The following is a 13,059-nucleotide window of genomic DNA, read 5'->3' as shown; positions in this document are numbered from 1 at the left end:
GTTAAGCGACCTCAGCAGATTGCAATACCTGATTCGCTTTATCGAGCATCACTTGACCATCAAGCAAACGCACTAAACGGTCGGCATAGTTACCTTCTTTTTCCGAGTGAGTCACCATGATAACCGTGGTGCCGTCCTTATTTAGCTCACGTAGCATGGCCATCACTTCATCACCATTTTTTGAGTCTAAGTTACCGGTAGGCTCATCGGCTAAAATCAGTTTAGGGTTGCTAACTAAGGCACGGGCAACGGCAACCCGCTGTTGTTGCCCCCCTGAAAGTTGCTGCGGTAAATGGTCGGCGCGGTGATCAATACCAACGCGTTTTAAAATGGCTTCTACACGTTTTTTGCGATCATTCTTGCTAATTTTTTGATACTGCAGTGGCAGCTCAACGTTTTCATAGACGGTAAGTTCATCAATTAAATTAAAACTTTGAAAAACAAAGCCAATTGAAGCTTTACGCAGCGCTGCTAATTGGTTTTCGTTATAACCGGCAATATCGCTGCCGGAAAATTCAAAGCTACCGGTTGAAGGTGAGTCGAGCATACCCAAAATCGATAACAAGGTAGATTTACCACAGCCAGAAGGGCCCATGATGGCAACAAACTCTCCTTCATTAACGGTTAAATTAATATTGCTCAGCGCGGTTGTCTCTAAATCTTGAGTACGAAAAACTCGGCTTAAGTTCGTTATGTTAATCATTATTATTCCTTTGATGAAATTAATTTAATTGCAATTGCTGAGCATTATCGAAATTGCCATAGCTTGAAGTAACCACTTGCTCGCCCAATGACAAACCTGACAAGACTTCAAAATAGTCTTGATTCTTTTTACCCAGGCTAATATTGCGGCGTATTGCTGTGCTACCGTCCTCTGCTAGTACGTAGACCCAATTGCCGCCACTGCTGCTAAAAAAAGCGCCGCGGGTAAGCAGTAGCGCCTGGTCTTTATTGCCACCCAGCATCAACTCCACATCAATGCTTTGGCCACGTTTTATGTTGCCGGCGCCTGTTGGCAGGTCGACTTCAATTTGAAATTGTGATTGATTGACCCGACTATCAATTTTGCTGACTCTCGCGCTGATGTTGCCTGTTTCCAGTTCGATCATTACGGCTAAGTCTGGTTGCACTTGGTTCAAATAGAACTCATCGAGGCGTAGTACCAATTTATATTCATTGGGGATATCAATTTGTCCGAGGCGGGCACCGCGCTCCTTTGATTCACCAATCTCAACATTGAGCTCGCTTAAGTAGCCAGCAACAGGAGCTTTTATTAGCAGGTTTTCCAGGTTGTTTCGGGCAAATTGCAGGTTTTTTTCCAGCATCTCTGCACTATCTTCCAGTTGTTTCACCTGTACTTTACGAATGCTGGTCTCTTGTTCCTGACGCTCTAAGGTAAGTTCTTTTCGGGCTTTATAGTAACGCAGATCATCCGCTATTTCTGCCAGTCTGTCCTTGGCCAATACCCCTTTGCCTACCAAGGTTGTTGATTGTTTTAAGCGGCGTTGCAAATGGCTAATTTGTAATTCAATTTCCAGTAAGTCGCGACGTAAATTTAACCGGCTTGTGGCCATGTTCATTTGTGTGTTGCGCAAAAAATTAAGCTGCTCGGTAACTTGTGCTTCGCGTCCCATGACATCGAGTTGCAAGTTGGTGTTGCTCAAACGCACTAACGCTTGACCTTTTTCAACAAACTCACCTTGTTCAACTAAACGTTGCTCAACCTGACCGCCCGCGGTGGTATCGAGGTAAATGGTGGTTTTTGGGACAACCTGGCCACGCAGGCTTAAGGCATCGACAAATGCGCCTTGGGTGACCGAACTTATGGTGATGCTATTGATATCCAGGTTATGGCTGCGTCCGCCAGCAGCTGATCGACTCAAGCCATAAGCTGCGCTGGCAACAATTACCGCCAGAAAAGCAAAAACAGTCTTTTTCATGTGTTTTTGTCGCCATGTTTTGGCTATTTTTTTGTCCATTTAGGCGATTCCTAATTTTACTGGCATTGAATATCACGATTCTTATTCAGGGCAATTAAGCTAAATAATACAAATCTCATGCCAATCAATATAAAGGAGTTAAAACAATGGTTTACAATATTCACACATCTTATTTTAAGAGTGTGGTGTCCGCAAACAGAACACCTTAAGCAGATGTAGCGTCCATTTATGGACGGTTTTTTGCTAGACTAGGCAATTAAAAATACGCTAGACTACAAAAAAATAACAAATAGGTCATGGTATGAAGCAGGCGGGTTCAATTTTAATTGTCGATGATAACCCTGATATTTTGGTTGCCGTGCAGTTATTGCTTAAACAACATTATCAAACAGTAAAAACCACAGACAATCCCTTCGATATTGCAAAAATTATTAATGAGCAGCCAATCGAGGTCATCTTGCTCGATATGAACTTTAACCGTGACGCGATCAGTGGTCAGGAAGGTTTTTATTGGTTAAAGAAAATTATTGCCCAAGACCCTTCGGTCGTGGTGGTGCTGATGACGGCATACGGCGACATTAAATTAGCCGTGGATGCAATTAAAGCGGGGGCGGCGGATTTTATTGCCAAGCCCTGGAAAAATGAACAATTATTAGGGGTGATTGCCGCGGCATTTTCTCATGCAAAAGATAAACAACAAGTGGGGAAACTGACTCGCCAAACGCATGGATTAAATCAGGCACTTAGCGGTCAAAAATTTGAATTCCTGGGAAAAAGTACCGCAATGCAAAAGGTATTTAACACCATAGAAAAAGCCGCGCAAACCGATGCTAATATTTTGATCACCGGTGAAAGTGGTACCGGTAAGGAGTTGGCGGCTCATGCGATACATCTTGCAAGCGCGCGCAGCGATCAGGCTTTTATTAGTTTGGACATGGGTTCGGTCGGCCAAAATTTATTTGAAAGCGAGCTATTTGGTCACAAAAAAGGGGCATTTACCGACGCTAAAGCCGATAGAGTCGGGCGTTTTGAGCTTGCCCATAGCGGCAGTTTATTTTTAGATGAACTCGGAAATTTACCGGTAAGTCAGCAAACCACCTTATTAGCGGCACTGCAAAATCGCCAGATCACACCGGTTGGCGGCACGAAGGCCATTGGCGTTGATATACGCCTTATATGCGCCAGCAATGACAATTTGCCACAAGCGGTGCGCGAAAATCGTTTTCGCCAGGACTTATTGTATCGCATTAATACCGTGGAAATTCGGTTGCCGCCATTACGTGAACGGGTTGACGATATTCCACTACTGGCCAAATATTACCTTGATTATTTCAGTCATAAATATAAAAGGCAGTTGAGCATAGCCGCTGAAGATATGGCTGCGCTTTGCAACTACCGCTGGCCAGGTAACGTACGTGAACTCGCCCATGCGATAGAGCGAGCGGTCATTTTAACTGACAATGAGTTTTTAGACATTCGCTCTGTGGTTGGCGCAGAGATAACCCCGGCAACTGAAGAGACTAATGCCGATGCGCACACTACCCAGACAGCGCCGAAAGTCGATCATATTGACTACGATACTTTTAATCTAGAAACGCTGGAGCAGCGGGCTGTACGGGCATCGTTAAAGCATCATCAAGGGAATGTGAGTCAGGCGGCGAAAGCGCTTGGCCTAACACGGGGTGCTATGTATCGCCGATTGGAAAAATATGGGTTATGAATAATATAAAAAATCAGCCACTGCTACTGTTAAGCATGACCCTGGTCGCGTTATTGGTATGTATTATGCTGCTCACTGGTATGTATATTAGCAGAGGTATATCGCCAGCCTGGCTGTTGTTAGTGATTGTGACGGTTTCATTGACCGGCTCTTTGTTTACATTGTTTAAGCGCCAAGACAAGCAATTGCTGCAAGTGATAAGAGCGCTGGCCAATGGTGACAATACCTTGGGGTTTAGTGCACAACACCCAATGCGACAGCATATTGAACAGGTAAAACAACAAATGCAGGCAGCACGTTTTGATGCTGAGCAACAGAGCGAGTTTTTAAAAGCGTTATTGGTGCATGTTGACCTTGCTGTCATCGTTTGTGACGCCCAAGGAAATATTATTGAATCTAACCCGGCAGTCGCCAGGCTACTTGGCAAAAGCGCAGCTCACCTCATCGAACTCAGTCATATTGGTACTATGATCTCAACCGCGCAAAAGAACTTAAAAAGTACCGTGCAATGGCTATACGGCGAGCAACTAGACACCTTAACGTTGCGAGTCAGTATTGCCGAAATTCAAGGGCAAGAACGTAAAATAGTTACCCTGCAATCTATTCATGATATGTTGTTAAATAAGGAGCAACAAGCGTATAAACGCTTGACCCGGGTACTTACCCATGAAGTTGCCAATACCATTACGCCATTAGCCTCCATTGCCCAAACCTGCCAGGGACTAATGCCAAAGGAGCTGAGTTTTATTGATCAAGAAAACAAGCAAGATTTAAACTTAGCATTAAGCACGCTAGCATCACGTACCCAGTACTTAGGTGAATTTATTGCAAGCTTTCGGCAAATTAGCAGCTTACCGATGCCAAACCTGGCACCGACTCAGTTGACGGCTATTTTAGAGCGTATCCAAATCTTACATCTACAACAGCTCACAGAGCATAAAATAACCTTAACGATTGACATTCAAAGCCAGCAATTGGTGATGTTAGACAGTGGTCAAATCGAGCAGGTACTGATTAACCTGGTTAAAAATGCCATTGAAGCGGTGCAATTGCATGTCAGTCAACAAACCTCTTTAGGCGTTAGTGATATTGCGCAAGGTCAAATTACGTTAACGGTAGCACAAAACAACGCTCAGCAACTCTATGTTGAAGTTGCGGATAATGGCGCCGGTATTGCCAAACATGTGGTTGAGATGATCTTTGTACCGTTTTTTACCACTAAACAGCAGGGGTCAGGTATTGGTTTGAGTCTTTCCCGGCAAATCATGGTCAACCATGGCGGCGATTTAGTCTACCTCTCCCGAGGGCAAGGCGGATGTTTTAGATGCATCTTTGGTTGAACAGCTTAGGCTGCAATTGACCGGGTGATTATTTTAACGTTTAGTCATCAACAATTCTTCCCTTAAAGGGATGTTAAAGGAAGCAAAAAAAACAGCCTCTTTTGAGGCTGTTCATCACTGATCTTTTCCAACTTTATTTAACTTCGGTAAAGATGTCGGCAGACAATAAAGTTTGATCAATAAAGCTCATTTAAAGCCTATATTGTGAACAATCATAAATTAAAGTTTGATCACTTTAGTTCTCACAAGTTTCAAATAATGAAAAAGCACTAACAATAAAGTCTGATCATTTTTATATTATTTGAAATATGTTCGACTTTATTCATGTACATCATTATTTTGCTCATCCTTAGTATTATTTTCTTGCCAAAAGCAATCCCACCATTCAAAAGGCATTTTTGATAACTTAACATTGAAAGTTGAGATAAAGAGTGAAAACGTTTTATTTACGTATTTGCATGACCTATACATAAAGTCTGGCTCAAAAGGAGCTTCGATAAGCTCAGGGATTATATGGTATCGATGTAAAGGGTTGGTGCACCTTTTGCTATTATAAACAGAAACATGAGGCCACATATTGTGGCTATTTTGGCTAAAAGGCTTATAAGCGAATTTATATAACCCTTCACAGTCAGCTTCTTGAGACATTTTTCGGTAATCAAGAGGAGACCAACTACCTAAATTAACCTCTACAGCCCAATCCATTTTTTGAGAATTTACCCAATTAGATTTAATGTCAACAATTTGCTGCATTTGTTCTTTAGTTTCATCATCCGACTCTTCTTCAATACCAAGCTTATAAAGTTCTATAAGTAACTTTTCTTCACCTAAACCATGTGCCACATAAAGTTTAGCTCTTTCTTCTAGGTCTAGTAATATCCACGAAAGAGTAATATATAAATCGGTCATAGCTCGAAGAAACAGTGGTGCAGAATGTCCATTCCAATTATTTGGGCTTCGAGCTAATTCAATAGATAGAGTAACCTGCCTTGATAATAAGCCTCCAATAACAGAGTAAGCACCCAATTTATCTGGTTCTACTTCTATTTGTTGCCAAATCTCATGAAAGCTGTCGATAAGATAACCTTCATATTCTGTTATAAATTTTTCAATATTCACTTATACAATCCGATAAATTAAAAGTTTGCATCCAAAAATCTTTTACCCATGTGTGCGCTTTAATATTTAGCTCGTCATTATCTTGCCTAAACATTCCTATTGATCCATTCATATGCGCTCTAGCGAATGCTGCGGCATGTTTCGCTTCATCGGAGTCGGGCTTAGTAAAAATAGTGTTAAAGTCGGGTATTTTAACTGGGTTACATACTTTTAATCGACCAGTTTCTAAAGTTGAATAAAAGGCAGTAACTTGAACTTTAGTTGCGATTGACGAGTGCCTATCCAATAAAGTTTTTACATCTTCTGAAAGCATAGCTATCGCCTCAACTTTATCTACAGCATACATATGTTCTTCAAACAAAAAGCTTAGGGGGTAATCTTTTAAAATATGGTGCTGGTGCTCTAAACTCTCTAAAAGCATTTCAAAATAACTTTTGCCTTTTACTGCATCATATATAGATTTTTTTTGCTCACAGGACAGTAAACTAAAATTACCCATTGCATATAATGGCTGAGGTCTATTTTCACCAAAAATAGCTTCGGCATCTGTAATGAATTCAATAATGACTTTAGTTGCTAACCTACCATCACAACGTAAATAAAGCGCAGACATCCATACCACACAAGGTAATAATTCATCAACAAAAGAGGTTTCTTGCATACTCGCGATTTGTTTCATTGGCGGAATAAGCTTCTTACCCACCTTTTTATGATCTTTTAATACTTTTCCGCGATGGTTTGGCTTTTTAATAATAATTCCCCGTACTTTTTTAAAAAACAATGAAGACATTTATAATTATTCAGAGAGTCTGCCTGCGCACCGTCAGAATTTTGAATAAATTTTTAGAACAGGATAACCATTATTAATACATGTCCATTAGGTTACCTGTGATCTGGTTTATAAGCCCGAACGGAGTTATATTCGCAACAGCCACTTTCTACTATTTTGTTAATCCCGTTAGTACATCACGGAAGCTGGTTAAGCCTGCTTCGATGTTTTCGATGATCTCTTCAGCGAGATCTTCTGGATTTAGTAGGTTATTCAAATCTGCTAGCGATTTATCTTGTAGCCAAAAGAGATCTAAACTGGTTTTGTCTCTAGCAAGGATGTCTTTATAGGGATATTTACGCCAGCGGCCTTCTGGATTGGTTTCTTTGTCCCAGGTTTGCGCTCGGTTATGGCTGTTTTCTGGGTTATAGCACTCAATGAATTTTTCTAAGTGCTCATAGCGCATTGGCTTTTTCTTTAAGGTGTGGTGAATGCTGGTACGGTAGTCGTAGTACCAAATCTCTTTTGTCCACGGTTCTTTGGCGGCCGGCTTGTTATCGAAAAAGAGTACATTTGCCTTGACGCCGTTGGCGTAGAAAATACCCGTTGGCAGGCGGAGAATAGTGTGAAGGTCTGTTGTTTTTAGTAGCTCTTTTCGTACGGTTTCACCTGCGCCACCTTCAAATAAAACATTGTCAGGCACTACCACTGCTGCGCGACCTGTGGTTTTAAGCATATTGCGAATATGCTGAACAAAATTGAGCTGTTTATTTGAGGTGCTTGCCCAAAAATCTTGGCGGTTGTAGGTTAGCTCATCTTTTTCCTGTTCCCCTTCATCATTGGTGAAGGTCATGCTGCTCTTTTTACCAAATGGCGGGTTAGCCAATACCATATCGACGGTTGTTGAAGGCTCTGCAACCAGAGCATCATTACCACTGATAAAGTCTTTGCCATCAATTTCGCCAATATTGTGTAAAAACATGTTCATCAGGCAAAGGCGGCGTGTACTGGCAACGATCTCGTTGCCAAAGAATGTTTCGTTTTTCAGTGTGTTTTTTTCCGCCTTGTCCATGGTTTTTCCGTGGTGCTCTATGACGTAGTCGTATGCGGCCAGCAAAAAGCCGCCAGTGCCACATGCAGGATCAGCAATAGTTTGGTTAGGCTGGGGCTGCATACAGTCGATTATGGCCTGAATAAGTGGGCGAGGAGTGAAGTATTGCCCGGCACCAGACTTGGTATCTTCAGCATTTTTTTCCAGCAAGCCCTCGTAGATGTCGCCTTTGACATCGGCTTTCATCATGGTCCAGCTATTGGCGTTGATCATATCAATCAAACGAGAAAGTTTGGCAGGGTCTTGTATTTTATTTTGGGCTTTAGTAAAAATTTGTCCGAGCATGCCTTTGCGCTGGCCTAGTTCTCTTAGCAGCTCGATATAATGACCTTCTAACTCAGCTCCTTTTCTGCTGGTCAAGCTCTCCCAGGTGTAGTCTTCGGGTACGCCGACATCGCGGCTATAGGGAGGTTTGCTGTATTCGTCAGCCATTTTCAAAAAGATAAGGTAGGTGAGCTGTTCAAGATAGTCACCATAGCTCACACCATCATCACGTAAGGTGGTACAGAAGCTCCAGACTTTAGATACAATTGATTGGGTATTCATAAATTTAGTTCTCGGTATTAGTTATTTAGTTTTGCTTGGCGCTTAGTTGTTTTACGGGTTGCTGCTTTATCGGCCTTGGCCTCGGCTTCTATTTGGGCTTTCTTTCTGACGATGCGTTTGAGTAGTTTATTGGCAGGCTCGTCATTCGGATCTTGCGAAACCAGTTGGCCGGAGAAAGCTTTTTTCAGGGTGGATTGTCTTAGCACATAGGCTTTCAATAGATTTTGCTTAAGATCTTCCTCTAGTCGGTCAATAGAAGATAACTTTTGCTCTAAGTGTGAAACAATGATTTTTTGTTCGTCTATTGAGCAATAGGGGAATGGATAGTTTGAGAGTTTATCGCCATTAATGTTAGATTGGTTTACTCCATCTGTTTTGACGGAATTACCGTATTGCTTAGCCCGATAGGAATTAAGATATAAGTTCAAGTATTGGCTATTAATAACTCTTTGCGAATGATTTATTCTAATTAAATAACCTGCAAATAAAGCTTCTTTTTCGCCTCTAAATATTGCTGTTTTACCAACAAGTTCAGGACTATTCGTTCTATTAAAAAGAACATCACCTGGATTTAAGAGGTATTTTTCTATTTCATCTTTATCACTGCTAAAGACGAGGTCATCCCATACGAATTTTCCCTGTTGTATGTTTCCCATGCGCAACACTGGGTGGGAACCATCAGAAGCTGATTTAGCAGATGTTCCATACCCAACCCCTGTACTCATCCAGCCGAGCTTTTCCCACTTCCAGCCAATGGGTAATTCATTTATAGACTTTAATATCTCGTCCGTCAGTGGAGAGTAATCTTTAGGTTTACGCGGCTTTGTAGGCTTTTTCCCTTCTTTACCATTTTCTTCCCAGGTTTCGACGGCCGTTTTCCACTCTTCAAGCCGTTGAAAGTAGTGTTCTTCGCGTTCTTGCTTGATGCGCTCCAGTAGTTGTTCAGCTGACTCAAGTTTATAAGGGTTGTCGCGTCGCCACTGTTCGGTGAGTTTTCCTTCGAAGGCGTATTTGAGTAGTGCCTGTCGGTAGACTTTCAACTGCTTCTGAGCCGTTTTCAAGCTCTCTATGCCCTTATCCAGATAGGAGAACAGCTCTTCGATCTTAGCTACGATGCGGTGTTGTTCTTTTTCAGGGGGGAGAGGAAGCTTTTCGGCACTCAACCAAGGGGCAGGAACACGCCTTTGACCTACCGCACCAGTCATATTGTGTTCAGCTTGAACTCTGAATATTTTGGAAGAAACAAAATAGTAAATAAAATGAGGATTTATTCCTACACCAGCTCGTAATACATGAAATTCGGTTGAGCCAAATCCTAGCCCATTAGTAACCGCAGGAACTACCGCCATTTTACCGTTTTCCATACACGGTGTTATTTTTGCGAAAAGAACATCGTGCTTTTGGAAGGCTGTATACCCTTTCTTCACTTGAGAAAAAGAGCGAATGCCAGAAACATCAATCTTTCCAGATTCTGCATCTACAGCCGGCATCGGTACGAAAGATACTTGTAAGTCATCTTGGTAATTTGATTTATTCAGCTTGGGGTTTATTTCACACACTGATTCGAGGTTTATAACTTCCCAAGTTTTAGGTACTTTTTCTTCTTCAAATATTCTTATCAAGCTGCTAACTCTTCATTTAATGTATTAATTAGGTTATTCATCTCGTCGCCAAAGAGTTGGTACATTCGCCCTAAGCCGCCTTCGGCATCGAACGGAGCCATGTCCAGATCATCGATTTCAAAATGGAAGGAGTTGGCGATATGGTCGCGTATCATCCGCAGCCATGCCATTTGTTGTTCGTTAAACTTTTCACCTTCACCTGCATGATAGGCCAATACCCAACGCTGAAAGTGTTTTTTCACCGTTTCGGAAAAAGGTGACAGTGACTCATCGATACCTGAAACTCGGCGAATTAGGGCGACCAGCATTTGCAATTCGGCTTCAGGATGTTTGCCCTGAACTTTATCAAGCTGTGCGTAAGCATCCCAGACGCGGATGGGGGCAAGCTGTGGTTTATCAGTTTTCAGCTTATCGAGAAGGTCACGAACCATATCAAAGGTTACTTCACGACGGCGGTGCGGTTGGCTGAAATATATTTCCAGCGCCGTGATGGCATCAATATTGTCTTTAAGGTATTGGTTAAAATCATCCCGTAAAGTTTGTGCTTTTAGTGCGGTATCAGCAGACCAACCCTGACTGGTGACTTCATCTAGGTTCTCGTGATCGATTTTTTGGTCTTTTTCTTTGCGAATGTTGACGATGGTCTCTATTAACTCGCCATTAATCACTTTGGCTGCCTGACTGACCAGTTCTTGCTGGCCCTTCTTACTGTTATCGTCACCCGGATCTGTGCCTATTGGTTGCTCTGAGATTAGGAGTGCCTGCTCTTCGACTTTATCGGCGTCAATAGCTTCAAAGAGATCGCTGACAATTTGAGTCAGCCCAATACCGCCACTGACTTTTTCGATACGGCGTTTATCGTCTTTGTCTAATTGTTTATCGAGCCTTGCCAGACGACCTGCCAGTGAGCTGACAGTATCGCTGTCACTTACACCCATCATTACGCTCATGGCGAGATCTTTGATGGGCACTGAGGGTTTGGTAATTAGCGGCTGGCTAGCTGTTTTTAGGGACTGTGTGACGCCAATGGCATCTACGATGACATAATGGGTTTTGTCGCACTTGGCATCGGGCGTAACTTTTTGCATTCCGTCTTTGTTGAGTGTGCGTGTACCACGGCCTTTCATCTGTTCAAAATAGTTTCTACTTTTAACATCGCGCATAAATAGTAGACATTCTAGGGGCTTTACATCAGTACCCGTAGCGATCATGTCGACGGTAACGGCAATGCGCGGATTGTAGTTACTACGAAACTGAGATAATACAGAGCGCGGATCTTCTCCCACTTCTATGATATTGCCGTCTTTATCTTTTTTGCCATCTTTAACCCTATAAGTGATTTTTTTGCAGAAGTCGTTGCCTTCGTTAAACTCTTCGCGAACAGTTTGAATAATATCGTCGGCATGGCTGTCAGATTTAGCAAAAACTAGGGTTTTAGGTACATGCTGGCGATCCGGAAATATACTTGGAAGTGAGTTTTTAAAGGTCTGAATCACGGTGAGGATTTGATCCGGATTCACAATGTTTTTATCTAGCTGTTTACCTGTATAGCTTTCATCTTCATCCTGCTGTTCCCAACGCTTTCGACGGGTCTGACGCTCCCGATGTTGTATTGGTTGTTTAGCTTTAAGCTGACCACCTACCTTTGTAACTTTGGTTTCAATCAAGTAAACCTCGTTGCCAACATTCACACCATCGGCAACGGCTTTCTCATGATCATAATTTGAAACAACATTTTTTTTGAAAAAACCATAGGTGCGATTATCAGGCGTTGCTGTTAAACCAATTAAGAATGAGTCAAAATAATCAAGCACCTGCATCCACAGGTTGTAAATAGAACGGTGACATTCATCGATAAATATGAAGTCGAAAAACTCTACCGGCACTTTGGGGTTATAGGCAACCGGCACCGGCTCTTTCGGTTTCAACAGACTTTCTGCCGGGTTTTGCTCTTCGGCGGTTTCGTCCAGGTCTTCTCCTCTTAAGATTGAATACATACGCTGTATAGTACAGATACACACCTGAGCATCTTTAGGGACATAGCTTGATTTAAGGCGTTGTACTGCATAGAGTTCTGTAAATTTTCGGCTATCATCAGAGGGTGTATAGTTGAGCATTTCCTGCTCGGCTTGCTCGCCTAAGTTTTTAGTATCCACCAAGAACAGAATGCGCTTACCTTTAGCATGTTTGAGTAGCCGATACATAGAGGTAATGGCAGTGTAAGTTTTACCTGAACCCGTAGCCATTTGGATGAGAGCACGAGGCTTTGCGTTACGAAAAGAATTTTCCAGATTGGTAATGGCGATTTCCTGGCAGTTACGCAGGCCTAACTCCGATGCTTTAACTTTTGTTGGATTTAATTCAGGTAGTTGTGTAAGTCGTTTGCGTAACGAGCTTACATTTTTTAGTTGCTCTTTCAGCGCTTCCGGGCGCTGAAAAGTGAACAGCTCACGAGCGCGAGGCTTTGGGTCACGCTGATCGGTAAAGTGGATAATTTCACCCGTTGCTTCGTAGAGGAAGGGCAGTGGTTCTTCGTTGTTTATCCACTTCAGCTTTGCGTTCGCGTATTTTTCGGTTTGAAGCTCTACTGAGGTAATTTTATGTCCCATATCCTGGGGCTTGGCTTCAATTACGCCAATTGCCTGGCCATCTACAAAAAGAACATAATCTGCTGGGCCAGCATCGGTTTGATACTCCCTAACCGCTTGACCCTCACCAACAGCAAAGTTAATGGCTTTATTACTTTGAATTGCCCAACCTGAGGCTTCAAGTTGCTCATCAATTTTGTCGCGTGCTATTTGCTCGGGATTTTGATTGACCATGCTTTTCCTTGCAGATATTTAATATAAGGACTTTACCATAAATGCAAAATTAGAAAACCTTATAAGTCCA

9 protein-coding genes are annotated in these 13,059 nt (G+C 42.4%); 2 read left to right on the top strand and 7 right to left on the bottom strand.

Going from position 1 to position 13,059, the window contains the following annotated elements; genetic code table 11:
- Position 1: 1 nt before the first annotated feature.
- Entirely contained in the window at positions 2-703 is a 702-nt protein-coding gene (locus ND16A_RS15005) for an ABC transporter ATP-binding protein (protein ID WP_033076431.1), read from the bottom strand.
- Between the two features lie 19 nt (positions 704-722).
- The gene (locus tag ND16A_RS15010; protein ID WP_033076430.1) at positions 723-1,979 is read right to left on the bottom strand and encodes an efflux RND transporter periplasmic adaptor subunit; all 1,257 of its coding nucleotides are present in this window, start codon (positions 1,977-1,979) and stop codon (positions 723-725) included.
- Between the two features lie 262 nt (positions 1,980-2,241).
- Here ND16A_RS15010 and ND16A_RS15015 point away from each other — a divergent pair, with 262 nt between their 5' ends.
- Both ND16A_RS15015 and ND16A_RS15020 read left to right on the top strand, forming a co-directional pair.
- On the top strand, positions 2,242-3,660 hold the full coding sequence (locus ND16A_RS15015; RefSeq protein ID WP_033076429.1) for a sigma-54-dependent transcriptional regulator: 1,419 nt from the start codon (positions 2,242-2,244) through the stop codon (positions 3,658-3,660).
- A complete protein-coding gene (locus ND16A_RS15020; RefSeq protein WP_033076428.1) occupies positions 3,657-5,000 on the top strand; it encodes a sensor histidine kinase in 1,344 nt (447 codons plus the stop codon). Before ND16A_RS15015 ends, ND16A_RS15020 begins: the two co-directional genes overlap by 4 nt.
- 318 nt (positions 5,001-5,318) lie before the next feature.
- Here ND16A_RS15020 and ND16A_RS15025 read toward each other — a convergent pair whose 3' ends face one another.
- The 5 genes from ND16A_RS15025 to ND16A_RS15040 form a co-directional block, all read right to left on the bottom strand.
- Positions 5,319-6,119, bottom strand: coding sequence for a DUF5677 domain-containing protein (locus ND16A_RS15025; protein ID WP_033076427.1), 801 nt, complete (start codon positions 6,117-6,119; stop codon positions 5,319-5,321).
- Positions 6,109-6,909: a hypothetical protein gene (locus ND16A_RS15030; RefSeq protein ID WP_033076426.1), complete on the bottom strand. Its 801-nt coding sequence runs from the start codon at positions 6,907-6,909 to the stop codon at positions 6,109-6,111. The genes ND16A_RS15025 and ND16A_RS15030 overlap by 11 nt, the downstream gene beginning before the upstream one ends.
- Before the next feature lie 151 nt (positions 6,910-7,060).
- Positions 7,061-8,545 carry a class I SAM-dependent DNA methyltransferase gene (locus tag ND16A_RS15035; RefSeq protein ID WP_033076425.1) on the bottom strand — a complete coding sequence of 495 codons (1,485 nt, stop codon included), beginning with the start codon at positions 8,543-8,545 and terminating at the stop codon, positions 7,061-7,063.
- A 17-nt stretch (positions 8,546-8,562) separates the two neighbouring features.
- Positions 8,563-10,167, bottom strand: a complete 1,605-nt coding sequence (locus ND16A_RS0118770) for a restriction endonuclease subunit S (protein WP_052072862.1) — start codon at positions 10,165-10,167, stop codon at positions 8,563-8,565.
- Positions 10,164-12,989, bottom strand: a complete 2,826-nt coding sequence (locus ND16A_RS15040; protein WP_033076424.1) for a type I restriction endonuclease subunit R — start codon at positions 12,987-12,989, stop codon at positions 10,164-10,166. The genes ND16A_RS0118770 and ND16A_RS15040 overlap by 4 nt, the downstream gene beginning before the upstream one ends.
- Between the last annotated feature and the right edge of the window lie 70 nt (positions 12,990-13,059).

Source organism: Thalassotalea sp. ND16A (genome assembly GCF_000764205.1).
Taxonomy (GTDB): domain Bacteria; phylum Pseudomonadota; class Gammaproteobacteria; order Enterobacterales; family Alteromonadaceae; genus Thalassotalea_A.
Note: the sequence above shows the minus strand (reverse complement) of the source record. Positions and strands in the feature narration are given on the sequence as shown.

What these genes read in the sequence shown, in the direction of transcription:
- ND16A_RS15010 (WP_033076430.1), bottom strand. Translation starts at nt 1,979, where the DNA reads ATGGACAAAAAAATAGCCAAAACATGGCGACAAAAACACATGAAAAAG.
- ND16A_RS15030 (WP_033076426.1), bottom strand. Translation starts at nt 6,909, where the DNA reads ATGTCTTCATTGTTTTTTAAAAAAGTACGGGGAATTATTATTAAAAAG.
- ND16A_RS15020 (WP_033076428.1), top strand. Translation starts at nt 3,657, where the DNA reads ATGAATAATATAAAAAATCAGCCACTGCTACTGTTAAGCATGACCCTG.
- ND16A_RS15005 (WP_033076431.1), bottom strand. Translation starts at nt 703, where the DNA reads ATGATTAACATAACGAACTTAAGCCGAGTTTTTCGTACTCAAGATTTA.
- ND16A_RS15015 (WP_033076429.1), top strand. Translation starts at nt 2,242, where the DNA reads ATGAAGCAGGCGGGTTCAATTTTAATTGTCGATGATAACCCTGATATT.
- ND16A_RS15040 (WP_033076424.1), bottom strand. Translation starts at nt 12,989, where the DNA reads ATGGTCAATCAAAATCCCGAGCAAATAGCACGCGACAAAATTGATGAG.
- ND16A_RS15035 (WP_033076425.1), bottom strand. Translation starts at nt 8,545, where the DNA reads ATGAATACCCAATCAATTGTATCTAAAGTCTGGAGCTTCTGTACCACC.